The organism is Parasphingorhabdus sp., from assembly GCF_041748495.1.
GTDB lineage: Bacteria > Pseudomonadota > Alphaproteobacteria > Sphingomonadales > Sphingomonadaceae > Parasphingorhabdus.
The window spans coordinates 1-26,947 of the sequence record NZ_JBGTDD010000182.1 but is presented as its reverse complement, the minus strand read 5'-3'; the positions used below and the strand labels follow the sequence as shown (position 1 = coordinate 26,947).

Genomic DNA, 26,947 nt, shown 5'->3' with positions numbered 1-26,947 from the left:
TAGGCGACAATGGTTCCGCCAAAGGTTAGGCATTCTACTAATTGTGAAAATGTACCACCTCCAACAGCATCGATGGCCAAGGCAATCGGCGCATTGCCGGTCGCTTCCGCAACGCGGGCGGCCAAATCAGGACCATCGGTCAACACAATATCTGCTCCCAGCGCTTCCAGCTCGGGAATAAGACTTTCGCGGCGGACAATGTTGACGCTTTTGAGGCCGCGTTGTTTGGCGATCTGGATAAGATATTCACCCACTGCCGAGTTGGCGGCGCTTTGGATGACCCAGTCACCCGCCTCCAGTTCAACATAACTGCTCAAGATCAGATGCGCGGTTAGGGGATTGACCGTCAACATCGACATTTGTTCGGCATCTCCGGCATCGGGAAGTGGAATAAATGCGGCAACAGGTGCGACAATTTCTTCTCGCCATGTTGAAACACCGACAAGCATCACGCGTTGTCCGATCTGGAGCCCGCTGACATCGGGTGCGGTCTCAATCACTTGCCCGATACCCTCTGCACCCGGATAAGCCGGTAGTGGCGGCGCTACGCCATATTCTCCGGAAATCTGCAGCAGGTTGGATGGATGGATTGGAGTGGCGAGAACTTTTACGCGCACCTCGCCAGCAGCGAGCGCCGTTTGCGGGGCCTTCATAACCTTCAGCACATCCGGTGGATTACCGATTTCATCATATTGGATGTATTTCATATCATTCCTCGCGTCGTTCTAATCATTGTTGCTTTTGACGCTATAATAGATTAGATTATCCCGATATATAGGCAGTTCCGCAGACCTTAATTGCCTATTAGACAACAGTATAAGGTGATTTTGCGTGGATAAGCTGAGGGCGCTCAGATATTTCGTTGAAGTATCTGAAACAGAAAACTTTTCCAGGGCTGCCGAGAACTTGAGCGTACCTGCTTCATCAGTATCACGGCGTATCGTTGATCTGGAGAATGAACTGGGTGTTGCTCTTTTCCACAGATCGACGCGGGTTGTGAAGCTGACGGAACTGGGCGGATTATATCTGGAACAAATAAAACCCGCCATCGCGGCTCTGAATCTGGCAGATGAAATGGTTGGTCAACAATCCGACACTCCTTCTGGAATAATCCGAATTACAGCAGCTCCGGATTATGGGCGATTTCGTTTGTTACCAGCGCTGGCCGTCATGAAGAAGCAATATGCGGACATTGTTTGTGATGTTGAACTTACTGATCAAATTTCCGATCTTGCACACAATGATTTGGATATAGCCATTCGCGCTACGTCGGCTCCTCCTGATCGCTCTGTCGCAAGAAAACTTACAGACGGTCAGTTCATCATGGTTGCAGCACCGGAATACATCGAGCGCAATGGCATGCCGAAAAAAGCGGACGATCTCGCCAACCATGTTGCCTTATTGTATCGGAGACCGAATGGCATCTTGCACTGGCAAGCGCATATGGCAGATGGCTGGCACGAATTAAATCTACCGCCTGCGCTCATCTGCAATCAGGGTGATACTCTATTGGACGAAGTACTTGCTGGGCATGGGCTTGCGCTGATTCCAAAGTGGGGAATTATTGATGAGCTTGCTGAAGGACGGTTGGTCCATATTACACTGGAAGATGCTGAAATTGCGGCATCGCGTAGCGAAAATTCTGGTATTTATCTTCTCTACCACCGCCCAAAATATGGCTTGAAGAAGATAAGGGTGGCCGTAGATTTTTTGCTTTCGGAACTTACCGAAAAACCGTAATTGGGGCGGATGCAGTCAGGCCGCTTTTATTTCACTATGGTTGCTATCTAATGTCGCAAACTGGGTCGGTATTGGACGGTCTGCTATTGGCTATTCGTTTAGGACCACGTTTGGCTTGACTGTCTTTGACGAAAATGGGAAAAATCATGACCTTCCTAGGTTTAATATCGGTTTTGTTGGGCAGACCACGTCAATTGATACGCATACCCTGTTCAAGGAGCCGTTTCAGGAGCTTCCCGAAAATTTTTTCTCGCTTTGTGGTTCGGTCGAATACTACAAAATTCTTTGGAGCGATTTTTCAGAAGAGTGGCGAGAGAAATTTCTTACAGCCCTGAATGATATGGTTCATAATCCAGAGATACTGGACAGGGTGAAGGACGAGGAGGTGGTTCGGACCTCGCTTTTGCGGCCGGTGCGGATAGATGAAGTGAAGGACCAGTTTGCTAGCGTTTTGCGTGGCGAAGTTCTCCTCACGGACTTCGACTTCGGCTTTGAATTGCCGCCATCTGATAAGTTCGCAGGCTTCGATCTTCAGTTCAAAGTTACAGCGAACTCTATGCCAAGCACGAATATGCATGCATTGATCGGAAGAAATGGCGTTGGCAAAACAACATACTTGAATGCGATGGTTAAAGCTGTCTCGCCATATTCAGACTCAAATGCTTCATTCTACACAACGCATTCTCTATCTGGTCGACAGGAAATGGATACGGCCGCATACTTTGGAAGTCTGATCTCTGTTGCGTTTAGCGCCTTCGATCCATTCGACCAACCGCCTCTCGCCGATGAGCTAGATGGTGGCCTGCAGTATTCTTACATCGGATTAATCGACCATTCGAAAGTTGGCGAAAAATCATCGGGAAAGAACCTGAAAACAGAAGAGAGGCTTCACGAAGAATTTGTGGAAGCATTAAGGATTTGTTTTGCGGACAAAAATCGAAAAAATAGATGGGAGCAAGCGGTGTTAACGTTGGAAAGTGATGACAACTTTGCCGACATGGGACTGCTGGGATTAATAGAACTTTCCGGTAATGACTTAAGAGAAACGGCCTTGCATCGGATCGATAAAATGAGCTCAGGGCATCCTTCAAGTCTATTGCAGGCAACATAGCATCGATCAATCGGCGCCTGATCGGCCTCGCTGAGCCCGAAGAAGAAATCGCCGCCATGCCGGGCCGGATATCTTCCGAAATCGGCATTCCAGGCTTGGTCATGTCAATATTATCGGGGATCGACGCCTGCAAAGGCACTTTGGCCTTGGCGAGCCATTCTGCCTGCATATGGGACTTCAGGAGATCCTCATTGGCCAGATCAAGCGCTGGCGGCCTTACAACACCGGCAACCAGAGCCTTGCGATCGGCAAAATAGTACTGATCATGTGGCGACATAGCTGCGCAGTAGGTGACCACCAGCGCGGCGTGGCCGCTCCGGCCGGCGCGACCTGAACGCTGAGCATAATTGGCAGGCGTTGGCGGAACATTACGCAAAAACACAACATTCAGCGCGCTAATATCAACTCCAAGCTCCATCGTGGGCGAGCAAAACATTGCAGGCAGAAAATCGGTCGACTCCCCTTGATCGATCATGCGCTCACGGTCTTGCGCAATGCGTTCTTGGTCCGGCTTCTCGAAGCGGAAGCGCTCTTCCCGCCATTCACGAACCTCCTGATCGACCTACGCTGTATGTTCACGCGCCTCGAAAGCGTGCGGCAGAGCTCCGCTTTGCCGCCGGCATCTGTCGATCCACGGCGTGCGGTGGCGTCTTACGGCGAACCTAACTCCTATCGCCACCCGCACGCGCAAACAATTACCGATCATCAGAATCAAGGATGGCAGGTTTCAGTGACCGCAGCGACGCCTATCCGACCGCGTGGTAATCGTTGTCTATTTCCATGACGAATCGAATCCTTGCAAGTCGGCGGTGCGCGGGATTGAGGGAAGCAGATCATCAAGGACAGCTACACAATAATGAAAAGGTTACCCACTTTGCCCACTAATTTTAACACGATTTGCCGGTCAGCTCACAGCCCAACCCTAGCAAACTGCTATGCGATCTCCGATACCCGTTCCCTACGATAGTGGAAAGTTGTGGCATGTTTTCCAGCTCCGCAGTCGTTAAAATCGTACCCATGTACTATTGAGAGAAATGGGCTGGGTTGGGCAATTGGATGGTGCTAGCAGTGATTGTCCTCGCCTTCTCACTGGTCATTACGCTGCGTGCAAAATTAAGCGGTCGAAGGAGCTGACTCAATTGCCTCAATCACCTTTTTAACAAGCAGGTGTCTAACGTCAACTGGTGTGCCCACAGAGAACATTGCTTAGAAAATAGTGATCCTAGTACGAATTTTTAAAAATGGCGAGCGAACGCTCCGGCGACGAAATCCCGGCCAAGCCGCAAACCTACAGGATCCACGCTATGGGCCACCCCGTAGGACACGTGGGTGCTGACCTGGACTCCAAGACGCTTTAGCTCGCTCTCTGCTGAGTGTAATGCGGCAATTGGGACGACTGGATCGGCGGTCCCGTGCACCAGTAGGACAGGAGGCTTGGCGAACTCCTTGCCAGCGAGGTCGGCAGTTCCCGTCAGCATTCCTGAGTAGCCGATCACAGCGGCTGCCGCTTGCGGCCGGCGCAGCCCGACATGCAGTGCCATCATTGTCCCTTGGCTGAAGCCGACCAATGCCAAGTCTGCCTCGGTCAAGCCATATTGCGTCAGCTTGCGGTCGATAAACGCGTCGATCGCCGGCGCTGCCGAGGCCGTACCCGCCGTCAGCGCCGATGGTGCAAAACCCGACAGCCCCCACCATTGATACCCCGCACCCATCATTCCGCAGCGCTGCGGTGCGTGCGGCGCGAGAAACAGCGCATCGGGGAGCGCATCCTGCCAATGTGGCGCAAGCGCTATCAAATCGGCGCCGCTTGAGCCGAACCCGTGGAGCAGCAGCACGATCTGCTTGGGCGCTGATCCGGAGCGAGGCTTCAGGCTGACGCCATTGACGATTTTGGACAACTGCATTTCCATCTAGCTTTTGTTAAATGCCACTTGCCCGTGGCGGCCCTCCGCTCCTGCCGCTATGGTGCCTGAATGTCATTCAAAAAGATTGATCACTGGATCGGCAAAACGCTGTTTGTCCCACCGATTATAAAGCTGTGCCAGATTACGCGTCAGAGCCAGTTTGCTGTCTCACGCCTGTTCTGGTTCATCGCGGCTTTGGACGGCTTCTATCGTGCTGACACGCTATTCGGTTCAATCCTCTGGGGCGGCATCAGCATTATCATGATGGTTTCCGCTGCTCGGCGGGCTGATAGTCCGACCGCCAGCTTCATGTTTTTCCGGCTGATTGCGATCTTCTTACTTGCCATAGATTTGATTAAAAGTGCGACCACCGGCGAGTGGGCTGGGATTGAGTTTTGGATTTTTGTATTAGTGGCTGAGTACGCGGCGATTATTCGCACGATCCCGCCGAAAGAGACAAGCAAGTCCGCAGTCAAGGCATCGCAGGCGAAATAGACACTCCTCGACGAGTGTCGCGAGCGCGTATTATTCTCAATCTCTGCTTACTGGCATTGCGCTTGGTATCCCTTCGAGACTTTTAGCGTTGCAAGAGAGACGCTGCTTTTCACAGGCGCCCTTTCTATAACAATGGCTCTAAGTGTGAGGTCTTCCGAAAACTGAGTCCGAGTGTAGGCACCGCATAGCCCGTGCAAGCTACCTTGATGGCAAGGGTCGATCTGCATACTGGCCGGGATGCGGTATCTCTTTTGATTTTCGGTCGTTTCAATATTCATGGGACAGCATGATAGTGAGCACCCCGGTTGGCACACTTGCATCTGCAGGATCTGGCACCAGATATACGTTCGCAAGTGTTCGTGAAAGCTGCAAAACCCTCGGAAAACTGCATTAATCATCATTAAATGACCGTTGGCGTCCGTCGATGTTCGTGTGCAATCACGAGCTTTTGGGGGCCACGGGCATCCAAACGTAAATCCGTTACTCGTCTTGCGCCGCCGCTTCCTTTTGCAATCCCTGCAGGAAATCCAACGCTTCGCCTTCGCTGACGACGTCGGCATATTTCGCGTTCATATCGAACAGATTGGCTTCATGCGGTGCCACGTGCCGGTCGCCGCAGGCATCGGCAACGACCGCTGTGCGGAAGCCATGCGACATGGCATCGACGCAGCTTGCCCGGACACAGCCGCTGGTGGTCAGGCCGGTCAGGAGAACGCTGTCTACGCCGATCGCAGTCAGGGTGGAGGCAAGCGAGGTTCCGAAAAAGGCGCTGGGATATTGCTTGATGATCACCAATTCATCTTCACGGGGTTCCAGCCCGGCGGCAAAGGCGCCCATTGGGTTGCCCTCGATAAAATAGCGGAGCGGCGCAGCTTTTTCGAAGAAGCGCCCGCCGTCGATTGCGGTGGGATGATAGGATACGCCGGTCAGGATCACGGGGACGCCTGCCTGCCGGGCGGCATCGCGCAATCGCAGGGCGGAGGAGAGCGCATCGTCGACATCGGCGTAAAGATCGCAGCCGGGATCGAAATAGCCCTGGCAGAAGTCGATCAGGATCAGCGCAGGCCGTCTGCCAAAGCCGACCCTGGTATCAAATGCTCGGCGATAATTTTCGAGCAGATCGTCTTCGCTCATCGCGCAACCTCCTTGTCATGGAACCACAGCCTGTCCCGGCTTCTCGCGTCAAATTCATTGCCACCTGATATCGTCCGGCAGGATGGCGGGCGGAACGGCATTTCGCAAGCAATTGCTTGCGGAAATTTGCCGAAAGAGGGCGCGCGGAGCGGCCGGCTATATCAGTAGTCCGGGTTCGGCGCGATGCTCTCCAATGGTCCTGCCGGCTTTGTCGCGCTGATCAGGCAATAGCGCAAAATCGAGCGGTGATAGGCCCATTTCAAAAATCGGCCGGTCACTCGATATTTTATCAGTCCGGACCAGCCCAGTTTTCTGGCGCTGCCAGCGGAGGTGCCGGCCTGACGAAACGCCCGGATTGCACCGGCCAATCCGGGCATGACATGATCGCTGATATCGATGATGCGGATGTCACTGAAGCCGCTTGCCTCCAGCTGCTGCTCGTAGCCGTCCCGATGCACGATATTGGCTTCGGCGATATGCGAGGATCGCAGCATCCAGCGCAGCAGCCAGTGGGCGAGGGAACCCCGATGATGCTGGTCCGCAAGCATGAAATCGGTCAGCACAAGCCGGCCTGCTGGCGCGAGATGGTGCTGGGCCAGATTGAAAAAATTCACCCGGCTGTCAAAATGATAAGCGCAGTCCAGCGCCAGGACATGACTGGGACTGTCGCCGCCCAGCGCTGCCTGCCAGGCTGCGGTCTCTGTGATGTCAGCCTGGACAAGCCCAGCCGCGGCTTCCGGGAAACCGGCCTCTGCCAGCTTGGCTTTGGCATAAGCGGTCTGGCTCTGCGACAGATTGACACCCCGGAGTTTTACCACGCGAAAATGTTCGAACCAGAGCAGCAATTGGTCGCCGCAGCCGAAGCCGGCGTCGAACAGGTTTGACTGCTGATCCAACCCGGCCTGCTCGCCGAGCTTGAGGGCCAGAGCGCGACACGCATCCGAATAATCGGACGAGGCCTCCCAATATCCCAGATTGCCCCAGGACTGGCCCTCGCGATTGAGCGCCAGTTCTGCCAGATCGTGGAATTCGGACATCGCTCAGGCCGTAGCCGGGGCGCTGGCTTTCCAGGGAATGGCGGCCCCCAGCTGTTCCGCCACCGCCACCGAGGAATCAACCGCTGCCTCGAGCAGCGGGATTTTGTCGGCCATATAGGAACCGCACAGCCATAGTCTGTTATCTGGTTGTTGTTGGCATTCGCGCAAGGCGATAGCCGCCTGACGGCTGTCCCGGGTTACCGTCGGCCGGGTGAAATCGACCCGCATCAATTCACGATTGGGCGCGATTCTGCGCAGCGGGTTCCAGGTCTGGAATATGGTGTTCTGGTCAGACAGACGGGCAAAGGCCTTGGTCAGGTCAACCGACACTTCTGCGCGGTCGCTGTCACGCGGAATATGATAGCTGACCGGGGACAGACCTTCGGCGGGTGCCGGTAGGATTTGCTCATCGGTGTGGACGCTCATGCTCGATGTCTCGAACGGGATGCGGGCGAGCAAGGCGCGACGATTGTCGAAGCCGGACAGCATCGCGGCCGCCTGTTGCGCCTGGGCGGCGATCACAACCCGGTCAAAATGCTGTTCCGCGCCTGCCTTTGTTACTACCCGCAGCCGCTCGCCCGCCGCTTCAACCATGGCGATCGGACTGTTCGTCCTCAACTCCACATCGACCAGCATCCGCGGTACAATATCATCCACGCCCTTGGCTGCGCTCATGATCCCGATGTCGTGAACACCGCAGGCCAGATAGCCCAGCATCATGTCTGCGGGATAATCGCGCACGGCCTGATAGTCGCAGGTGCAGGTGACCGACATCAGCGGCAGCAGGACCGTGTCGACAAATTCCTCTCCCGCTCCGGACTGCCGAAGATATTCGCCAAACGAGAGTCCGGCCAGATCGGCCCGGCCTGCGTCCCGTTTCGCACGGGCAAAAAACTGACGGCTCTGCAGGCCGATGGTCCAGGCCGCCGGACTCAACCAGCTGCGCCCCTTCAGATAGGAGAATTGCGTCCGTCCCCAATAGGCATTGCCATAATGCAGGACGACGCGGCCGGTCTCATCGGCGAATATCCCGCTGTGGTCGCTGGTCACGATCTCGACGCCGATATGCTCATAGAGTGCGAGCAGATTGTCATAATAGCCGCGGCAGAATATGCGCAGCGGGATGTCGATCCGGCTGGTTATGCCATTGCTGATATAGTCAACGCTATGCGCTCCCATCCCGGCGCGGGCCTGCCCTTCAAAGACAGTGACCCGATATTCGTCTTTCAGTAAATAGGCGGCGGACAGACCGGCGATACCCGTGCCGATAACGGCGAGACTGGGTTTGTTCCGATGGTTCGCACCTGTTCCCATCAGGCGTAATAAGCCACGCTTTGCATCGCGGTTGCCATCAGTTCGTGGCGACTGTTCCATATGCTCATATATTGGCTGCTGGCGCCATGATCGGCATGATGGGTGTGAGAATCGATCAGCCACCAGCCGTCCTGATTGGCGAGTTCTTCGGCGATGATATTGATCTGCCAGTTCATCGAACTGACCATGGCATTTTGATCGAGCAATCCCATCACCGAAGGCGGCAGGCTGTCGCACATGCAGAGTATCTCTGCTACCGGGTCGAGACCGTCACGCTGTTTCAGCCGCATCCAGCGGGTCAGCCGGTTGGTCTTGGTGCTGGTATCGATCCGCTTGCCGACATATTCCATGTTCGAGGTGAAAAACTGCGGCGGGCCGCTGTGCAAAACGGTATCGTCGGGAAGGTTGGGAAAGTCGGGTTTGTCGATATCCGATATTTTAACCTCGGTGGCGCGCGGCGCCGCAAAAATGAAATTGCAATGGAGACCGAGGCCCTTGTCCCCGAAAATCTCTGCCTGCACAAAGGCGGTACTTTTGCCGCGGCGGAGCATATTGCTTTCCGCCGTCAATGTCCCGAACAGTGGTCCGGTGAACGCAATTTGCGCTGATCGCAGAGGCGGCAGGTCATCTTCGATATGACTGGCTGCCTGATAGGCAAGCGCGCTGGAGAGCCCTCCGAAAGCGGTCCGGCCCTGAGTCCAGCTTTGCGGCAGGTCCACCGGATGGTCCGGTCCGCCAGGTCCGCATTGTGCGAGCAATTCAGAAAGGGCGACGGGTTGAGAATGGTTATCGGTCATTCATTCCGCTTATCGGGCTAGTCGGCTGAAATCTACTGGTAAGTTTGTTGTCGACATTTACAAAAGCAAGTATCTGCATTATAGCTTTGTTGTTTTTTCAGTCCCTTAATGGAAGATACTGTGATGAGCTACACGAACACTCTGACCCGCGCCGATCTTGCCGATACGATGAACCGGCAAGTGGGTCTCTCGCGTGCGGATAGCGCGGTCATGGTGGAGTCGATCCTGGACCATATGATCGGCGCTCTCGTCGATGGCGAAAATGTCAAGATTTCGGGATTCGGTACATTTGTCCTGCGGGACAAGGGAGAGCGCACCGGCCGCAATCCCAAGACCGGGGTTGAGGTACCGATTGCGCCGCGCCGGGTTCTGACCTTCCGCGCCAGCCAGACGATGCGTGACAGAATTATCGCCGCCGGTTAATGGGCCCGGCGCATCCGGGGGAGTAGAGTATGATCAAGGAACAAGGGGCTTTCCGGACCATCGGCGAGCTGTCGAAAGAGCTTCGCATCAAACCTCATATCTTGCGCTACTGGGAGGACCAGTTTGCGATGCTGACGCCCCTCAAGCGCGCCGGTGCCCGGCGGCATTATCGCCCGGACGATGTGGCGACGGTCAAATTGATCAACCGCCTGCTCAACGAAGAGGGCTATACCATCAAGGGCGCGCGCAAATTTCTCGCTTCGCGGCGCGAACGGCCGGCAATGGCGGAAAACGAACCGCAGACATCGGCCCTGCGCTTGCCGGAAAATGCGCAAGATGATGGTCTGATTCTGGCGGAGCTTAAAACGATCCGTGATCGGTTATCGCACGCGCTTGATGAAGCCTGATCATTCTGCCACGCTATTGCGTTCCGCAAACCAGTCTCTGAGAATCGCCGCCTGACATCCGGTAAAGCCATTGGTGCCAATGACGGAGCAGCTATTGGGTCGCCCGAGCCGCCCTTCTTCCTCATGATTTTGGAATTGCGCTGTCCAGGATTGCGCATATTGCGCTTCCTCTTCTTTCTCCTGTTCCCGAACGGCTTTTGGAATCCGATATCTTTCCGATTCCGGCTGGCGGGCACATACGACAATTTCACCTTCGGTCGATTCCGGACAATCGTCATCACCATATGTGACCAAAATAGACCATCGCTCTCCGTCCTCAGCAGCCGTATCTGTTCCTTCCGATTTGGCCGGCGCGGCGATCAGCAGCGACCCCGTAGCCAACAAAGCAAATACCGAAGGGGCCAAAAATCTGACGATAATAGTCATCCTTGATCGAGAGGCTACGAGAAGACGTCAGCAATTGTCAGGATCTGTGATGCGGCGGTCGACACAGATCCCGAAGTCATCATTGTGCGCCGGAACATTTCCATTGCCTTAACCCGTGACCGAATCGGCAATGATTTGTCGATCGGGACGACGCTGGTGATCTCTCGCTGGGCATGGCATCACGAATAATGCCTTAACCATCTAATCGTAATTTGGCCCCAGTTCCGGATCGAGATCGCGCGGCCGCGTGAAGCAGTCCAGCGCGCCGCATTTTTCGGCAATATCGGCCCAGCTGTCGATGGCGAGCGTCATTTCGGCCAACGCCCCCGTCGGATATTTGGTTTCTACTTCACCGCGAGCGGGCGAACTACCATCATCCGGCACCAGATCAAAGATCAGGTCTTCCAGTCCCGGATTGTGACCCACCATCAGAATATGGTCCGCATCTGCGTTGGCGCCGCGCAATACGTCGAGCAAAGTGGCCGACGAGGCGAGGTAGATTTTCCGGTCCCAGGTCGGTTCCATCGCAATCCCACTCGCTTCTTCCACATGTTCCAGTGTTTCGATTACCCGCACAGCGGGGGAAGCGAGGATTTGATCGAACGCCAATCCGCGACGGAGAAAAAACGCGCCCATCACCGCTGCCGCACGTTTGCCCTTCTGGTTGAGCGGGCGATCAAAATCGCGATCGACCGGATCGTCCCAGCTGGATTTGGCGTGGCGCAGGAGCGTGAGTTTCTTCATTGCGGCTTGTCATGCATCAAACTTGTTTCAGTGGAAAGACCAGATTGCCGTATTTCGAATTTGGATTTGCGGATCTCTGCCAGGGCCTGTTCGAGCGGCATACGTTCGATCGGCGTGCCCGGAGGAAAGGCGCTGAGCAGACGCGAAGGGAAGGCCGATGAGAGGATGACAAAATGGCCATGGTCATCGGCACGGCGAATGATCCGGCCAAAGGCTTGCGCCAGTCGTGCGCGAATGATCCGGTCGTCATAGGCGCTGCCGCCGCCTGCCAGTCGCCGCGCGCGGTGGAGAATATTGGGGCGCGGCCAGGGGACCGACTCCATGATCACCAGCCGCAGGCTCTGGCCGGGAACATCGACGCCATCGCGCAGCGCATCTGTACCGAGCAGGCTGGCTTTGGGATCGTCGCGGAAGATATCGACCAGCGTCCCGGTGTCGATCGGATCGACATGCTGGGCGTAGATCGGCAGGCCGCTCTGCGCCATCCGGTCGGCGATGCGGGCATAGACAGTGCGCAGGCGGCGGATCGCGGTAAACAGGCCGAGCGTACCGCCACCGGATGCCTCGATCAGCTGCGCATAGGCACCCGCCAGTCCCGCCATATCACCACGCTTCACATCGGTGACGATGATTACCTTGGCCTGGTTGGGATAGTCGAACGGGCTGGCAACCTCGAATTCCTGGGGCGCATGGTCCAGATGGACGGCTCCGCTGAGCGCTCGGGCGGTTTCCCAGCCGCCGCCGCCCTTCAATGTCGCCGAGGTGATCAATATGCCGTGCGCCGGTTTGGTGACGACCTCGGTCACCGGAATCGTCGGATCAAGCCAGTGGCGGCAGAGTCCGATATCATATTCGCGGCCTTCGAAGCGGTCGATCATCAGCCAGTCGACAAATGCGGGATCGGCTGGTCCGCCGATACGCGACAGCAGCGAAAGCCAGCCCGACAATGTTTCGCAGCGCCAGCCCAGACTGGAGAGGGCCCCTTCCATCCGCGCGCGCGCGGGTGCGTCCATCCAGTCGGGACCTTCCTCGATCAGATGTTCGATTCGCTGGCCCAGTCGAACAAGCGGCCTGAGCAAGGCATCCATCGCTTCGGCGGCATTGGCAACCGCGTCGATCATCGGTCCTTCGACATCGGACAGTTCGGTTTCCAGACCATAGCCGGCATCGGCGCTCTGGCTTTCATCGCGGGCAAAGACCATCGCCCGCACTTCATGGAGCAGGGCTTCGATTGGACCGAAGGGTTCACCTTCGCCCAGACGCTGGAGCCAGCCATCACCTGGCATTGCTTCTGCGGCCTGGCGCGCGCTTTCTATCGCGCGGCCGCCTTCCTCGTCATAAGAGGCAATGTCGGCTAATCGTGCGGCAAGTCCGCGCCGCCGGCCGCGGTTCCGGGTTTCCGGACCGATCACCCAGCGGCGGATCTCGATCGCTTCCTGCCCGGACAGGCGGGCGGCAAACATCGAGTCAGCCGCGTCGAACAGATGATGACCTTCGTCGAAAATGAGCCGGGTGGGACGGTTTTGCTGTTCGCGGCCCCGCGCAGCGTTGACCATCACCAGCGCATGGTTGGCGATCACGATATCGGCCTGCTGGCTCGCCCGGGTGGCCTTCTCAATGAAGCATTTGCGATAGTGCGGGCAGCCCGCATAAACACATTCGCCGCGCCGGTCGGTCAGCGCGGTCGCGCCGTTGCGCCGGAACAGGGTGGTGAGCCATCCGGGCAAATCGCCGCCGATCATGTCGCCATCCTTGCTATAGGCAGCCCAGCGGGCCACCAGATGGGCGAGGATCGCGGCCCGGCCGGTGAACCCGCCCTGCAAGGCGTCCTCCAGATTGAGCAGACAGAGGTAATTTTCCCGGCCCTTGCGCACGACCACTTTCTTGCGAAAGGTCGCTTCGTCCGGATAGATTCGCCGGGTTTCGCGGTCGAGCTGGCGCTGCAACGCCTTGGTGAAGGTCGAAATCCACACGGCACCACCGGCTTGATCAGACCAGAGCGAGGCCGGAGCGAGATAGCCGAGGGTCTTGCCGATGCCCGTTCCCGCTTCGGCCAGCAGCATATTGGGCGCGCCCTTGATCCGGCGCGGATTGAAGATTCCGGTGACGGCGGCGGCGTAGCTTTTCTGACCCTTGCGGTCCTCGGCATGCTGGCCGGTCAAGGCATCGAGCCTGGCGAGTGTTTTCTGTTCATCCATCGCAATCGACCGGGGTGCCGATCGCGCGGGTTCTTCTTCCCATTCCTCCAGTTTGGAGAATAGCCAGCGCTCGGTCTCGACCGGCTTCTCCAGTCTTTGACCTACTTCCCCTGCCCACGGCCAGCGCAGCCGGAACAGTGCTTGCGCGCTACTCCATCCGCCTTCCCGCTCTGCCCAGAAAGGTGCTTCCAACCCTTGCAGCAACAAGGTCGCCGATTGCCGATAGAGTCCGGCAATGTCTGCTTCCTGATCGGGTGGAGTTAGACCGAGCGACTTGGCGAGACCAGACGGTGTCGGGACAATGAACTGGGCGGGATGGATGAAGGCGAACAGCTCCAGCAGATCCAGCCCGGAAAGATCGGGATAGCCGAGCCGTTGCCCAAGCAACGGAGCATTCAGCAGGATATGCGGCGTTTCCGCGACCCGGCCGATCGCCTCGCCCTTGCCGATCGCGCGGGTCTCGCCATCGCTGGAGCAAATCCAGATACCGCTGTGGCTGGCATGCAGCGCCGGATAGGGGAGAGAGCTTGCGGTCAAGATATCTGCCGTCCTGTCAGGGAGCGTGCGGACCAACTAGCGCTACGCCGGCAATGAAACGATGGGCGCCGAACAGAATGGCATAGAGGACGAGGGCGATGACGACGCTGATCACTTCACGCCCGGGCGTTGCCAATTGCGGGGGTTTGACCCATGCGCCTTCGTTGCGGGAGACCGTGACAATGGAAATCAGCGCCCAGAGACCGAGCCCGCCGAACAATACCAGCGACTTGTTGTCGCCATTGGCGATCAGATGACCGACAGCCCAAACCAGAACACCGGTCAGCATCGGATGCCGGATCCACTGCTTCACGCGGGATTTGCCCTGCGACACGCCGATCAGATAGATAGCGATGATCATCAGCAACATGTTGAGATGGCGACCCCAACCGGGCGCGTCATAGACAAATTCAGCCGGGGTTGTGCGCCAGCCATAGATCATCAAGCCAACGGAGGTGAGCAGCAGCAAGGCCGCGAGACCCTTGTGCGGTCCCTCGCCAATCGCGCCCTGAATTGAGGCGCGAAGCCCGGGCGTCACCGATTTCATCAGATGGACAATGCTCCAGAGAAGCACGCCTGCCGCCAATATTGTCATTACCATTCTCCCGCTTTTGCCCTGTTCTAACTTGCTATACAGGCTAAGGCCACTATTTGCGCAGCATAGCCAGAAAAACAGGACAATTTCGTGACCGACTATCGTGAAGCAGCAGAGAATTCCAAAGCGTGGCCGTTCGAGGAAGCCCGCAAGCTGCTCAAACGCTATCGCGGCGAGCGCGGCGCTCCGGCGCCGAAGCCCGATGGCGAACCCATGCTGTTCGAAACCGGTTACGGTCCGTCGGGGCTGCCGCATATCGGCACATTCAACGAGGTATTGCGGACGACGATGGTGCGCCATGCCTATGAAACACTGACCGGCAATCCGACCCGCCTGATCGCCTTCAGTGACGATATGGACGGCTTTCGCAAGGTACCGACCAATGTCCCCAATCAGGCCATGCTGGCAGAGCATCTGCACAAGCCGCTGACGCAGGTACCCGACCCCTTCGGGAAGTTCGAAAGTTTCGCGGCGCACAACAATGCGATGCTGCGAGAGTTTCTCGATCAGTTCGGATTCGACTATGAATTCATGTCCTCCACTGAACAATATCAGAGCGGCGCTTTTGACGAGACGCTGAAGCTGGTGCTGGCGCGCAACCAGCAGATACTGGACATCATGCTGCCGACGCTGGGCAAGGAGCGTCAGGCCACCTACTCGCCGATCCTGCCGATCAGCCCGAAAACCGGCCATGTCTTGCAGGTGCCGGTGGAAGTGGTGGATGCCAAAGCCGGGATCGTCCGGTTCGAGGATCAGGGCGAGGTGATCGAGCATGAGATCCTGTCCGGCGGTGCCAAGCTGCAATGGAAGGTCGACTGGGCGATGCGCTGGACCGCGCTGGGCGTGGACTATGAAATGTACGGCAAGGATTTGACCGACAGCGGCGTGCAGTCGGGCAAGATCGCCAAGGTCCTGGGTGCGCGCAAGCCGGAAGGCCTGATCTACGAGATGTTTCTCGATGAAAAGGGCGAGAAGATCTCCAAGTCCAAGGGCAACGGTCTCAGCCTCGACGAATGGCTGCGCTACGGCTCGGAGAACAGCCTCGCCTTCTATATCTTCCGCGAGCCGAAGTCGGCGAAGCAGCTGCATCTTGGCGTGATCCCGCGGGCGGTGGACGAGTATTTCCAGTTCCGCGCCAACTGGCACGAGCAGGACGCCGAGAAGCGGCTGGGCAATCCGGTGCACCATGTCCACAACGGTCATGTACCGAAGGACACAATCCCGGTCACCTTCGGACTGCTGCTGAATCTTGTCGGGGTGATGGGCGATGCCGAGCGGGAACAGATCTGGAGTTATTTGCGGCAATATGCGCCGGATGCCACGCCGGAACGCTATCCCGATCTGGATGAGCTGATCGGCAATGCGATGGCCTATCACAAGGATTTCATTGCGCCCACGTTGCAGCGTCGCAAGCCGGAAGGCGTCGAGGTCGCAGCGCTCGAGCGGCTCGATAGCGAGCTTGCCGGTCTGGCCGACGATGCCGCCGCCGAGGATATCCAGACCATCATCTATACGATCGGCAAGGAAGGCGGCTTCGACAATCTGCGCGACTGGTTCAAGGCGCTGTACGAGACCTTGCTGGGATCGTCGCAGGGACCGCGGATGGGCAGCTTTATCGCTCTGTACGGCGTGCAGAATACGCGTGCGCTGATCGCGGATGCGCTGGCTGCGCGATGATCGATATTTTCACCACCGGCGGGACGATCGACAAGGTCTATTTCGATGCCTTGTCGGAATATAAGATCGGCGCGACCGCGCTTCCCGATATGCTTGCGGAGAACAACGTCTTTGTCGCGCACCGGGTTACCCAGCTGATGCGCAAGGACAGTCTGGAGATGACCGAAGCGGATCGGGTTGCGATCCATGACGCGGTGGCTGCGAGCGATGCGGACAAGATATTGGTGACCCACGGGACCGACACGATGGTCGACACGGCGCGGGTGCTCTCCGATATTGACGGCAAGACGATCGTGCTGACCGGCGCGATGCAGCCGGCATCGCTGCGCAACAGCGACGCCGAGTTCAATGTCGGCTTTGCGCTGGCCGCGACGCAGACTTTGCCGCATGGCGTCTATATCGCCATGAATGGTGAGGTTTTCGATCCGGCGAAAGTGCGGAAAGACCGGTCGGCGCATCGCTTCATCAGCGTTCAGGACTAGCTTGCGGACAGGGTGGCAATGACGGAGGGTTGAGATGGCGATGCGGACAGTCGAGCAACTGAGCGAGCAATTGCTCGACAAGCCATTGGCCGCGCTTTCTCCCGAGCAACGGGGCGTTCTCGAAGCGATCGTGTCGCGCCAGATCATTGCCGATGATGCGAGCAACCTGGCGGCCCAGCAAGCCGGCTTTGGTGACAGACTGTCCGACCGGGTCGCTGCGGTCGGGGGCTCATGGGGCTTCATCATTGCCTTCGTGTTGGTCCTGTTCGGCTGGATGGTGCTGAACTCGGAGATATTGACCCGCTTCAACGCCGCTTTCGACCCCTATCCCTTCATCTTTCTCAACCTGATACTGTCGACGCTGGCCGCGATTCAGGCGCCGATCATCATGATGAGCCAGAACCGGGCGTCCAACAAGGACCGGATCGCTGCGGCGCATGACTACGAAGTCAATCTGCGGGCGGAAATCGACATCATCCGCCTGCACGAGAAGATCGACCTGCTGATGCTCGAGAAGATCACCAAGCTGGAAGCGGACCTCGGCGAGATCAAGGCGGCGCTTCGCCCGGTCTAGGCGGCGACCGGGCTGGTGACTGTCCGCAGCACTTCGGCATAGTTTTTCGCGAGCGTCATGCGCGGGCCATAGCCCTTGGCGATCAGCAATGCATTGGCCTTGGCCAGATTATAGCAGGGCACCCCCATGAACAGATGGTGCTCGCTGTGATAATTGACCCAATAAGGGGCCAGCGTCGCGCGCTCCCACCAGCTGGCATAAGTGGTCCGTGCGTGGCTGAACGGATCATCGCCGCCGGTCGTGGTGCAGGCATGTTCGGCGATATTGCGGATCCGCAGGATCAGCTGGAAACTGGTCGCCAGCGCGACCAGCCAGATCAGGAAGGGGATGATACCCAGCGTGGCCAGGCTGACCAGCAGCACGATCAGCTGGATCAGCAGAAAGCGGCCTACCGTCCGGGTGGTCTTTTTCGCGCCGTCGAGATCGATCACCGGAGCGGCCACGCCGGCCGCGCCGTTGCGGTTGAGCGGGGTGCCCGCCGAGGTATCGCGTCTTGCTGGTCCTGGGTCAACTCGCGCGCCGGTCAGCATCGCCTTCAGGCCCTGCCACGCCACCGCGAACTGGTTGCTCCGCTGCTTGACAAAGGTCTGGCCGGTCAGGTCGCGGATGACCTTGCGCTGCATGCTCGCCTTGTTGGTCGGAAAGGCGGCGGACAGGCCGAGATCGGGGTCCTCGGCCTGCTGGGTAAAGCGGTGATGGGTCAGGTGATAGGCGCGGTAGCTGTGCAGGTCGCTGCCGGTCGCCGAGCCGGTCAGCCACTGGCCGGCGAAATTATTGATCTTGCGCTTCGGGTGGAGCAGGCCGTGCGCCGCTTCGTGCATCAGGATCGACAGGCCCAGTTGCCGCCCGCCGACCAGCACCAGCGCGACCGGCGTGGCGATCAACCCAGCCAGCCAGTGCCACTGCCAGAGCAGCGCCGTGCCGCCGGTGACCAGCGCCACCATCAGCCAGCCATGCAGCGTCAGCCACAGCCCGTGCCAGCGCGACACGCGCGTCAATGCCCGCCATTCTTCGGCCGTGAAAATCTCATTGGGTTTGGCGGTTTTTACAGCGGGCATGATGCGATCCTTTACTTCCCCAATATAGTGGATTTTTCCGAATTTTCCAAATCACGCCGATACCGTAGCGGTATGCCCGACCACCGGCGATCCGTTTATCCTGAGCCGGTCGCAGGATGAGTCTATGCCCAATCGCGGTTCGACAGGCTCACCGCGAACGGGATTTGATCAGGACAATTCCTGCGCCAGCCGTACCATGAAATCGGCACCGCGGGCGAACTGTTCGACCGCCAGATATTCATTCGGCTGGTGCGCCTGTTCGATCGACCCGGGGCCGCAGATCACGGTGGCAAAACCGGCCTGCTGAAACTGGCCGGCCTCAGCGGCGTAGGAGACCACGCCGGCGGCGCTGTTGTCGCCGGTAAGGCGGCGGACGAAGGCTTCGGCTTCCTGCGATCCCGCCGGTGTCATCGGCGGCGCGCTGGATAGCCGGGTGATGATGGCGCCCGCTGCGGCAAAGGCCTGCTTCATCTCGGCATCGAGCGCCGCGACTTTTGCCTTGAACGGCGCGAGTATGGCTTCCGGATCGGTGCCGGGCGGGCAGCGCAGATCGAAGACAAAATGCGCCCGGCGCGCCAATATGTTCGCCGCCGTACCGCCCTCCATCGTGCCGATGGTCAGCGTTGCATGGGGGGGGGTGAAGGGGGATTCCGGATCGCCCTGTTCCCAGAGCGTGCGCGCCAGTTCGGCGAGATCGTGCATCAACTCCACCGCCACCATATTGGCCGAGAGGCCTAGATGGGTGAGGCTCGAATGGGCTTCGTGCCCCAGCACCTCGACTTCGTGGACGGTGATCCCCTTGTGGCCGGTGACGACATTCATCATCGTCGGTTCGCCGATGATCGCCAGCGCCGGTTTCGGCAGCTGTGCCGCCATTTCCTCGATCATCGCCGGAGCGCCGAGACAGCCGACCTCTTCGTCATAGCTGAACGCCAGATGCACCGGCTTCGCTCCCTGTTTGAACAGAGGCACGGCGGCCAGCGCGAGCGCCAGAAACCCCTTCATGTCGCAGGTGCCGCGACCGTGCAGGAGGCCGTCTTTCTCGGTCACCAGCCACGGATCGCTGTCCCAGTCCTGGCCGTCGACCGGCACGACATCGCTATGGCCGGACAGGATGACGCCGCCCTCGACCTGCGGCCCAACGGTGGCGTAGAGATTGGCCTTGGACGCATCGGCGTTGACGACGCGCGTCGATGCGACGCCATGCCCGGAAAGATAAGCCTCGACCCAGGCGATCAGTTCGAGATTGCTGTTCCGCGACGTGGTGTCGAAGGCGATCAGCTCGGCAAGTATTTCGCGGGCGGAGGCGGAAAGATTGGCGGGCATCGGAATAGGATCTTTACAAACTTTACAATGTTATAAGAAAGAAAAGAGACTGGTCCCGAATTGGCTGAAAATTGCGGTTTTGCGGCGATGATTGTGGATTGGTCATGGCGCGTCCTTATCACAGCCCCGGCCCTGTAGGACAGGGATTTTTGATTTGCCTTCTTTTGAAAGGAGGGGCTTGATGTCCCCACTCCTTCTCCCTTGAGGGAGAAGGGGAAAACAGCCCGGGAGCAGCGGTTCTTCCACCCCAACTCCGTCATCCTGAAACAAGTTCAGGATGACGAGAGTGAGCGGTAATCCTAGGCCTGCGAAGCGATCCAGTTGCGGATCTTGCTTTCCAGCACGGTCATCGGCAGCGCGCCGGTGTTGAGGACCTGGTCGTGGAATTCGCGCGGATCGAACTTGTCGCCGAGCGCGTCCTCGGCTTCCTGCTTCAGCCGCTGGATGGTCAGGGCGCCGATCTTGTAGGCCAGCGCCTGGCTGGGAATCGCGATATAGCGTTCGACTTCGGCAGTGGCATCGGTTTTGCCCATGCTGCTGTTGTCGAGCATATATTGAATCGCCTTTTCGCGAGTCCAGCCCTTGCTGTGTAGGCCGGTATCAACGACCAGCCGCATCGCGCGGAGCATCTCGTCGTCAAGATGGCCGAAGCGCTGATAGGGATCGTCATAGAGGCCCATCGGGAAGCCGAGCTTTTCCGAATAGAGCGCCCAGCCTTCGACGAAGGCGGTGTTGCCGCCGAAGCGCATGAAGTTCGGCAGGTCGGCATTTTCCTGGGCCAGCGAGATCTGGAAGTGATGGCCCGGCGCGCCTTCGTGCAGATAGAGCGTCGTGATGCCGGAGGTACTGCGCGAGGGCAGGTCATAGGCGTTGAAATAGAAGACGCCGGGGCGCGATCCGTCGGGCGTGCCGCTCTGGTAGGAGCCGCCGGCCTGGAACTTCTCGACCGATTCGTCATAGGGGCGGATTTCCAGCGGCGATTTCGGCAATATCTTGAACTGCTCGCCGATTTTCGCGTCAACTGTCTTGCCCATGTCATAATAAGCCTGGGTCAGCGCTTCGCGGGATTCGGGGTGGAATTGTTCGTCGGTCCGGAGAAATTCGAAAAATTCCGGCAAGCTGCCGGCAAAGCCGACCTCTTCCTTGATCGATTCCATCTCGGTCTTGATCCGGGTGACCTCGCTGAGGCCGAGATTGTGGATATAGTCGGCCTTGAGCGGCAGGGTCGTCGTATTCTCGATCATGTTTTCATAGAGAATCGCGCCGCCCTTCATCGCCGACAGGCCCACCTCTTCGCGGGACACCGGCAGATATTCATTCTTAAGGAAATCATGCATCCGCTGATAACCGGCAAAAATGTCCTTGGTTGCGGCTTCATATTCGGCGGTCAGACGGCTTTTGTCGGCTTCGCTGAAATCGTCGGGAAAATTCTTCGTCGGCGCCATGAACGGGCTGTTTTCCAGACCGAGGCCGATCTGGGTGGCGAGCTGCTCGATGACATTGGTGATCGTCAGCCTGGTTTCGACCACGCCGCTTTCCATGCCTTCGCGGAAGCGGCCGATCGCACGATCGCCAAGCAGGGTGAACTGTTCGTGGCGTTTGAGATTGTCTTCGTAATTCTTGACCGTCTTGAACGGCGCTGCGCCCTTGCCGGAAGCAAAGTCGGGATAGAAAGTGTGAAAGCCACTGAAATGATTGACCGGGCGGACGATGGTCAACGCCATGATCTCGTCGGAATAACCCTTGAGTGCCTGCTCCTTGTCGCGCTTGAAGACGTCATAGGCGATCTTGTCGGTGGCGCTCAGCTTGCTGCGGTCGATCTGCATCAGGGCGGCCAGTTCGGCGGTTTCGGCAGCCTTTTCTCCGGCAAAATATTCGTCGCTGATATAGTCGCCGAGCTGGTCGGCATAGCGTTCGTCGCCGCGGAACAGCGCGCCGATCGGATTGCGCTTCAGACTTTCTTCATCGCTCCGGGCGAACAGGGCCTTCATCTTCTGGCCCTCGGTCATTTCCGCTGTGTCGGCTTGTGCCGAGGCAGCGGCGCTGGTTGCAGCGAGCGGCTGGGCGATCGCGATGCTGCCGGTGGCGAGCAGGCTGGTGCCGAGGAGAAGGGCGAGCGATTTCTTGATCATTGCATGTTCCTATCGATAAACTGTCATGGTTCGCTAACACGGTAAAGTATCGCTCGCAACGAATTCTCCGCTGCCCGGACGTCGTTGGTCGAAACCGTTCGTGCGTTGGTCGCTGCGCTCGCCAATCAAACGAGCGCGCCATTCTGCCACTGGTTCAGCCGGAACCATTTGGTGATGATATATTTGGTGCCCTTTTCTACCGGCATGCCGGCGTGCAGCGAGTCGATATTGGGCGTGCCGTCAGGGCGCATATTGTTCCAGATCAGCAGCATTCCGCGGCGGGGTTCGACCTGATATTCCAACTGGGGGAAAGCGGTCGCCCCGCCTTTCTCCGGCTGGTTGAGATAGGCCATGGCGGTCCAGCTGCGCTGGCCGCCATTGGGGCCTTCATATTGCCAGTATTTCTCGCTCTCGTGGAAATAGTCGTGATGGTCCTTGAACTGCTGGCCTGGCTGATAGCGCTGGCCCTGCAATATTTCGCTATGGCTTTGCGGCAGCCCCATGAGGTCGCAGATCGATTGGTCGATCCGGCGGATATCGGGGTCGGCCGGATCGACATTGCAGCTGTAGCTGGTGCGATAGCCCTCGCGCTCGGTGCCTTCATAGACGGTCGAGGGCTGGCAGTCGCTGTCGATCATCGCGATGAGCAGGTCGCAGTCGGCATCGCTGAGGAAATTCTGGTGGACATAGAGCTGCAGATACGGGCTTTCCAGCCACTGCACCCGGGGATGGGCGTTCAGCGTTTCGGTCACCTGGCGGCCGAGACCGGCCATCCGCCGCGGGCTGGCAAAACGCTCGGTCTGTTTCCTGGTAAAACCCTTGGTCATGTCGGGAGCCTAGTCGATGATGCGACCGCGCACCATCCCCCAGTCGACCTGTTCAAGCTTGCGGACATCGTCCAGCGGATTGCCGTCGATTGCGATCAGGTCGGCGGAATAGCCGACCGCAATCCTGCCGATTTCATTCTCCATATCAAGGGTTTGCGCGGCGATGGTGGTGGCGCTGGCAATGGCCTCGCGCGCGGTCAGACCGGCGTCGACCATCAGCTGCAGTTCCTCGGCGTTGCGGCCGTGATCAAAGACTCCGGCATCGGTGCCAAAGCCGATCGCGACGCCCATTTGCCTGGCCTGGGTCACGGCCTTGCCGACCCGGCCCAGGGTCATGCGGATCTTCTCCTCGACCACCGGCGTATAGACGCCCTTGCCGAGTCCCTCGCTGACACCCTTGAAGGCCATCAATGTCGGGATCATCACGGTGCCATTGGCCTTCATCACCTTGAGCGCCGCCTCGTCGGCAAAGGTGCCATGGTCGATGGTATCAATCCCCGCCCGCGCCGCGGCCTCGATACCGCGCGCGCCATGGGCATGGGCCATCACCTTCAGGCCGAGCGAATGGGCGGTGTCGGCGATCGACTGCATTTCCTCGCTGGTGAACTGTGCGTCCAGCCCGCGGCCCTGCTGCGACAGCACGCCGCCGGTGGCGGTAATCTTGATGATGTCGGAGCCGGCCCGCGATGCCTTGCGCACCTTCTCGGCGCATTCGACCGCACCGGTGCAGCTATAGCCGCTGGTCAGCAATTCGTTCACATGCTCGGTGAAGCCCGAAATATCGCCATGGCCGCCGACAATCGCCAGAGCGGGGCCAGCGGCAATGATGCGAGGGCCAGGGATCATGCCGTCGGCGGTGCCCCGGCGCAGCGAGAAGGCGCTATATTGCGACGAGCCCGCCTCGCGCACGGTGGTAAAGCCGGCCTTCGCAGTGATCAGTGCATTTTTTGCGCCCACCACCACGCCCCATTCGGCCGGCTCGGTGGTTTGCTTCCAGAAATCGCCACCGGGATCGCCGGTCAGATGCACGTGCAGATCGATCAGACCGGGCATGACCGTCTTGGTGGACAAATCGATGATGGTAGCGTCGGCGGCGGAAACCGGATCGGACCCCTGCCGGATTTCGGCGATCTTGCCGTCGCGGACAATAATCGTCGCTGGCCCGCTCGGAGACGACGCGGCATCGGTCAGCAAATTGCCGACCCGAATGATCTGGTCCTGGGCGATGGCGGCCGCCGGCAGCATGGCCAGGGCCAGAGTCGACATCGTCAGGTTGAACGCGCGTAACATCATATTTCTCCCAATATCCTGACCATGGCTCTGCTTGGTGGCGCATCAGGTTGCAACAAGAAAAGGGCTGCGCAGGGGTAGACAATCCGGTTTCATGCAGAACGGCCTGGCAGGCAGGCCAGGAATGTCGATTAGAGAACAGAGGGTTAGAGAGAAGTCTGTGCAGTCTCGCATGGCTTTGGAACAAAGCGGCGCGGTGATCGTAGATGCTCTGACGAATTTCAGGACCCAACTTCTTTGGAGTTTAAGCACAGGAATGACCCAGGCAAAACTGCTAGACAAAGACTATAGAGCCGAGCGCGTGCAAGAGCTCGAAGCGGCGATCGGATCGATGATTGCGCTGCCGCAATTCCCCTGCGTCGGTGCGAAATCCGCGCTGGCGCGCGACAAGCTCAAAGTGGTGGTTGCGCACCAGCTCGACAGCGGTTGGGACGATCTGGAAATCCACCGCCAACTGCTCGCATGGGGCCGGGATTATCGCGAATCCGCCGAGGATTTCCGCAGCCTGGCGGTAATATTTGACGGCCCGCTCGATCTGTCCGAAACCGAGTTTGAAAATCTGATGTGGGAGAGAATCCAGTCGATGGCGGACAAGGATGCCTGGCTGGGGGAGGCCTATGATGATCGGGTCAGTTCCAATCCCGACGATCCGCATTTCTCGCTCAGCTTTGGCGGCGAGGCATTTTTTGTGGTCGGGCTGCATCCGAATGCGTCGCGCCCCGCTCGCCGTTTTCTCCGTCCAGCGCTGATCTTCAACCTCCACGACCAGTTCGAGCGACTGCGAGCAGCCGACGGCAAATATGAGAAGATGCGAAGCACCATCCTCGACCGGGACAAGGATCTGGCCGGTGACATCAACCCGATGCTCGCCACGCACGGCGAGTCGAGCGAAGCCCGCCAATATAGCGGCCGGCAGGTTGACGACTCATGGCAATGTCCGTTTCAGGATCGGCGCGCAGAATGAGCAGGATGCGGATCGAGCCCCGTTCGGGCGTGGCATTCACACTCAACCAGGGGGATTGTCTCGAGGTGGTCGATCCTGATGGCGGGCAGGTGTCTGACCTGCTGGCATTCAACAGCGATGACGTGAGGGAATCCCTGTCGAACGGCCGAACATTTGACTATGAGGAAACGATCCGGCTGAGCGAAGGAAATCGCCTGTGGTCGAACCGATCGAATCCGATGCTGACCATTGTCCATGATAGCGTGGGGTCGCACGATTTTCTGCTGACACCGTGCAGCGAAGACACGTTCAGACATTTCTATCCCGACAAGCCCGTGCATCGCGGATGTTTTGGCAATCTGGCAGAAGCGCTTTCGCCTTATGGAGTCGAGCAAGACGCTATCCCTTGCGCGTTCAACATATTCATGAATGTACCGGTCGACCAAGTGACCGGCAAGATCGCGGTGCTTCCGCCGGCAAGCAAGGCGGGCGATGTGCTGCAGCTCCGCGCAGAAATGGATCTGGTGATCGGCCTGACTGCCTGCTCCGCTTATGCCTCCAATGGTGGGACATTCAAGCCGATCGACTATCAGATCCTGCCGAAGGGAAGAGACGAGTGATATCGTCTCCATAGCGTGGCGCCCTTTGCCGGCCACCCTTCCCCCGGCCTGCTTGCGGATCCTGACCACAGAAAACCCGCCGCCTTTTCAGGCAGCGGGTTTCCGCGTCTTATTCTGTGGTCTTACCAGAAGAAATTGTGGATCACGTCAACGACTTCACCGGTATAGGTATCGATCAGCAGGACATCGTCATAATAGCGGATCCAGCGCGTTCCCGGATAAGCCGCGGGCAAGCGGTAATAGCTGGGGTTGTTGACCCAGTAACGCGACCCGTAAAAGGCAGATCCGAGAGAGATACCGATGCTCAACCGACGATAATTGTAATTCCGATAGGGTGCATAATAGCGACCCAGCCGATAATAGTTGCGGTTGGCCTGACGATGACGCTGCCAGTCATAGCGGCGGTCATTGCGCCAGCTGCGGTTCCAGTTACGGGTGCTGCGCGCATAATTGCGGTTGTCGCGATAGCGCCGGTCGATCCGGCCATCCCGGTTGCTGTCTATTCGCCGGTCGACCCGGTCATTATTGTTGCGATCAAAGCGCCGGTCGATATTGCCGTCGCGGTTGCGGTCGAAGCGGCGATCCACCCGCCCGTCGCGGTTGCGGTCGCCCTGCCTGATGTCCTGACGCCGTTCGATGCGCTCGTCGCGGTTGCGGTCAAAGCGCCGGTCGACCCGGTCGTCACGGTTGCGGTCTCCCTGTCGGACATCCTGGCGCCGGTCGATGCGGTTGGCGGCATTGCGATCGACGCGCTGGTCGCGCTGGGTCGCAAGATTGACATTGCGGTCCTGACGGTTGACGCGCGCCTGGCCGCGATTGTCGCGGTTGTCTGGTCGCTGTGCCTGACGCAGGCCACTGCCACGATTGCCTCTGTCGCCGCGATCGGCTCGCCGTTCGCCGCGACCATCGCGCTGCAGGGCAGCGGCGCCGGTCAGGTCAACCTGGACCATCGCGGGTGCGCGGTTAAGATTGGGGACGATTTCGGCGGCGGATGCGGCGGCGGGCGTCAACATCGTGGCAGCCATCAGGCCTGGAAAGAGAAATATACGCATGGCTTACTCCTGTTGCTGGCGACTCCATTTGCCGCATCTGTACAACCGGTGATAGAGTGTTAACCCTGTCTAGGTCCTGAACTGAGTTGTTATGTTCAGGAAAG

At 58.4% G+C, this 26,947-nt stretch carries 26 protein-coding genes and 1 pseudogene; 10 read left to right on the top strand and 17 right to left on the bottom strand.

All coding sequences use genetic code 11. The features are described from left to right. The coding region (locus tag ACEW8J_RS15410) for a zinc-dependent alcohol dehydrogenase family protein (RefSeq protein ID WP_373492525.1) at window positions 1-707 on the bottom strand (707 nt) is incomplete at its 3' end. A 124-nt stretch (window positions 708-831) separates the two neighbouring features. Between ACEW8J_RS15410 and ACEW8J_RS15405 the strand changes: the two genes are divergently transcribed. Both ACEW8J_RS15405 and ACEW8J_RS15400 read left to right on the top strand, forming a co-directional pair. Further along, a complete protein-coding gene (locus ACEW8J_RS15405; protein WP_373492524.1) occupies window positions 832-1,740 on the top strand; it encodes a LysR family transcriptional regulator in 909 nt (302 codons plus the stop codon). A 115-nt stretch (window positions 1,741-1,855) separates the two neighbouring features. Beyond that, entirely contained in the window at window positions 1,856-2,851 is a 996-nt protein-coding gene (locus ACEW8J_RS15400) for a hypothetical protein (RefSeq protein ID WP_373492523.1), read from the top strand. 322 nt (window positions 2,852-3,173) lie between these two features. Here the strand turns inward: ACEW8J_RS15400 and ACEW8J_RS15395 are convergent. Both ACEW8J_RS15395 and ACEW8J_RS15390 read right to left on the bottom strand, forming a co-directional pair. Further along, window positions 3,174-3,368: pseudogene (locus ACEW8J_RS15395) on the bottom strand (helicase C-terminal domain-containing protein); the annotation flags it as partial. A gap of 718 nt (window positions 3,369-4,086) precedes the next feature. Beyond that, window positions 4,087-4,749, bottom strand: coding sequence for an alpha/beta hydrolase (locus ACEW8J_RS15390; RefSeq protein ID WP_373492522.1), 663 nt, complete (start codon window positions 4,747-4,749; stop codon window positions 4,087-4,089). A 75-nt stretch (window positions 4,750-4,824) separates the two neighbouring features. On the opposite strand from ACEW8J_RS15390, the gene ACEW8J_RS15385 reads away from it, so the two are divergent. Further along, window positions 4,825-5,250 carry a hypothetical protein gene (locus tag ACEW8J_RS15385; protein ID WP_373492521.1) on the top strand — a complete coding sequence of 142 codons (426 nt, stop codon included), beginning with the start codon at window positions 4,825-4,827 and terminating at the stop codon, window positions 5,248-5,250. Between the two features lie 480 nt (window positions 5,251-5,730). On the opposite strand, the gene ACEW8J_RS15380 is transcribed toward ACEW8J_RS15385, so the two are convergent. The 4 genes from ACEW8J_RS15380 to ACEW8J_RS15365 form a co-directional block, all read right to left on the bottom strand. Next, complete coding sequence (locus ACEW8J_RS15380) at window positions 5,731-6,384, bottom strand: isochorismatase family protein (RefSeq protein WP_373492520.1); 654 nt, start codon at window positions 6,382-6,384, stop codon at window positions 5,731-5,733. Window positions 6,385-6,545: 161 nt separating this feature from the next. Beyond that, window positions 6,546-7,421, bottom strand: coding sequence for a cyclopropane-fatty-acyl-phospholipid synthase family protein (locus ACEW8J_RS15375; RefSeq protein ID WP_373492519.1), 876 nt, complete (start codon window positions 7,419-7,421; stop codon window positions 6,546-6,548). A 3-nt stretch (window positions 7,422-7,424) separates the two neighbouring features. Beyond that, window positions 7,425-8,735 (bottom strand): NAD(P)-binding protein, encoded by a 1,311-nt coding sequence (locus tag ACEW8J_RS15370; RefSeq protein ID WP_373492518.1) that lies wholly within the window; start codon window positions 8,733-8,735, stop codon window positions 7,425-7,427. Further along, window positions 8,735-9,532 (bottom strand): thioesterase family protein, encoded by a 798-nt coding sequence (locus tag ACEW8J_RS15365; RefSeq protein ID WP_373492517.1) that lies wholly within the window; start codon window positions 9,530-9,532, stop codon window positions 8,735-8,737. Before ACEW8J_RS15365 ends, ACEW8J_RS15370 begins: the two co-directional genes overlap by 1 nt. Window positions 9,533-9,655: 123 nt before the next feature. On the opposite strand from ACEW8J_RS15365, the gene ACEW8J_RS15360 reads away from it, so the two are divergent. Together ACEW8J_RS15360 and ACEW8J_RS15355 are read left to right on the top strand one after the other, a co-directional pair. Continuing rightward, window positions 9,656-9,955 carry an integration host factor subunit alpha gene (locus ACEW8J_RS15360; protein WP_348039201.1) on the top strand — a complete coding sequence of 100 codons (300 nt, stop codon included), beginning with the start codon at window positions 9,656-9,658 and terminating at the stop codon, window positions 9,953-9,955. A gap of 29 nt (window positions 9,956-9,984) precedes the next feature. Next, window positions 9,985-10,362: a MerR family transcriptional regulator gene (locus ACEW8J_RS15355; RefSeq protein ID WP_373492516.1), complete on the top strand. Its 378-nt coding sequence runs from the start codon at window positions 9,985-9,987 to the stop codon at window positions 10,360-10,362. On the opposite strand, the gene ACEW8J_RS15350 is transcribed toward ACEW8J_RS15355, so the two are convergent. From ACEW8J_RS15350 to ACEW8J_RS15335, 4 genes are all read right to left on the bottom strand, one after another. Then, on the bottom strand, window positions 10,363-10,656 hold the full coding sequence (locus ACEW8J_RS15350) for a hypothetical protein (RefSeq protein ID WP_373492515.1): 294 nt from the start codon (window positions 10,654-10,656) through the stop codon (window positions 10,363-10,365). Between the two features lie 333 nt (window positions 10,657-10,989). Next, window positions 10,990-11,532, bottom strand: coding sequence for a histidine phosphatase family protein (locus ACEW8J_RS15345; RefSeq protein ID WP_373492514.1), 543 nt, complete (start codon window positions 11,530-11,532; stop codon window positions 10,990-10,992). After that, a complete protein-coding gene (locus ACEW8J_RS15340) occupies window positions 11,529-14,267 on the bottom strand; it encodes an ATP-dependent DNA helicase (protein WP_373492513.1) in 2,739 nt (912 codons plus the stop codon). Before ACEW8J_RS15340 ends, ACEW8J_RS15345 begins: the two co-directional genes overlap by 4 nt. A 16-nt stretch (window positions 14,268-14,283) precedes the next feature. Next, entirely contained in the window at window positions 14,284-14,862 is a 579-nt protein-coding gene (locus ACEW8J_RS15335; RefSeq protein ID WP_373492512.1) for an NnrU family protein, read from the bottom strand. A gap of 90 nt (window positions 14,863-14,952) precedes the next feature. On the opposite strand from ACEW8J_RS15335, the gene ACEW8J_RS15330 reads away from it, so the two are divergent. From ACEW8J_RS15330 to ACEW8J_RS15320, 3 genes are read left to right on the top strand one after another with little or no spacing between them, the layout of a single operon-like run. Then, on the top strand, window positions 14,953-16,539 hold the full coding sequence (locus ACEW8J_RS15330; RefSeq protein WP_373492511.1) for a lysine--tRNA ligase: 1,587 nt from the start codon (window positions 14,953-14,955) through the stop codon (window positions 16,537-16,539). After that, window positions 16,536-17,021: an asparaginase domain-containing protein gene (locus ACEW8J_RS15325; protein ID WP_373492510.1), complete on the top strand. Its 486-nt coding sequence runs from the start codon at window positions 16,536-16,538 to the stop codon at window positions 17,019-17,021. The genes ACEW8J_RS15330 and ACEW8J_RS15325 overlap by 4 nt, the downstream gene beginning before the upstream one ends. Before the next feature lie 34 nt (window positions 17,022-17,055). After that, complete coding sequence (locus ACEW8J_RS15320) at window positions 17,056-17,595, top strand: DUF1003 domain-containing protein (protein WP_373492509.1); 540 nt, start codon at window positions 17,056-17,058, stop codon at window positions 17,593-17,595. On the opposite strand, the gene ACEW8J_RS15315 is transcribed toward ACEW8J_RS15320, so the two are convergent. From ACEW8J_RS15315 to ACEW8J_RS15295, 5 genes are all read right to left on the bottom strand, one after another. Then, the gene (locus tag ACEW8J_RS15315) at window positions 17,592-18,653 is read right to left on the bottom strand and encodes a fatty acid desaturase family protein (RefSeq protein WP_373492508.1); all 1,062 of its coding nucleotides are present in this window, start codon (window positions 18,651-18,653) and stop codon (window positions 17,592-17,594) included. The genes ACEW8J_RS15320 and ACEW8J_RS15315 overlap by 4 nt on opposite strands. A 168-nt stretch (window positions 18,654-18,821) precedes the next feature. Next, the gene (gene argE / locus ACEW8J_RS15310) at window positions 18,822-19,979 is read right to left on the bottom strand and encodes an acetylornithine deacetylase (protein WP_373492507.1); all 1,158 of its coding nucleotides are present in this window, start codon (window positions 19,977-19,979) and stop codon (window positions 18,822-18,824) included. 299 nt (window positions 19,980-20,278) lie between these two features. After that, window positions 20,279-22,111 carry a DUF885 family protein gene (locus ACEW8J_RS15305; protein ID WP_373492506.1) on the bottom strand — a complete coding sequence of 611 codons (1,833 nt, stop codon included), beginning with the start codon at window positions 22,109-22,111 and terminating at the stop codon, window positions 20,279-20,281. A 125-nt stretch (window positions 22,112-22,236) separates the two neighbouring features. Further along, complete coding sequence (locus tag ACEW8J_RS15300) at window positions 22,237-22,938, bottom strand: prolyl hydroxylase family protein (RefSeq protein ID WP_373492505.1); 702 nt, start codon at window positions 22,936-22,938, stop codon at window positions 22,237-22,239. A gap of 9 nt (window positions 22,939-22,947) precedes the next feature. Then, window positions 22,948-24,231 (bottom strand): amidohydrolase family protein, encoded by a 1,284-nt coding sequence (locus ACEW8J_RS15295; protein WP_373492504.1) that lies wholly within the window; start codon window positions 24,229-24,231, stop codon window positions 22,948-22,950. A gap of 253 nt (window positions 24,232-24,484) precedes the next feature. Here ACEW8J_RS15295 and gntA point away from each other — a divergent pair, with 253 nt between their 5' ends. Together gntA and ACEW8J_RS15285 are read left to right on the top strand one after the other, a co-directional pair. Next, window positions 24,485-25,192 carry a guanitoxin biosynthesis heme-dependent pre-guanitoxin N-hydroxylase GntA gene (gene gntA, locus ACEW8J_RS15290; RefSeq protein ID WP_373492503.1) on the top strand — a complete coding sequence of 236 codons (708 nt, stop codon included), beginning with the start codon at window positions 24,485-24,487 and terminating at the stop codon, window positions 25,190-25,192. Then, complete coding sequence (locus tag ACEW8J_RS15285; RefSeq protein ID WP_373492502.1) at window positions 25,189-25,791, top strand: DUF1989 domain-containing protein; 603 nt, start codon at window positions 25,189-25,191, stop codon at window positions 25,789-25,791. The genes gntA and ACEW8J_RS15285 overlap by 4 nt, the downstream gene beginning before the upstream one ends. Window positions 25,792-25,913: 122 nt before the next feature. Here the strand turns inward: ACEW8J_RS15285 and ACEW8J_RS15280 are convergent, their stop codons facing one another. Continuing rightward, window positions 25,914-26,843 carry an RcnB family protein gene (locus ACEW8J_RS15280; protein ID WP_373492501.1) on the bottom strand — a complete coding sequence of 310 codons (930 nt, stop codon included), beginning with the start codon at window positions 26,841-26,843 and terminating at the stop codon, window positions 25,914-25,916. Window positions 26,844-26,947 lie beyond the last annotated feature (104 nt).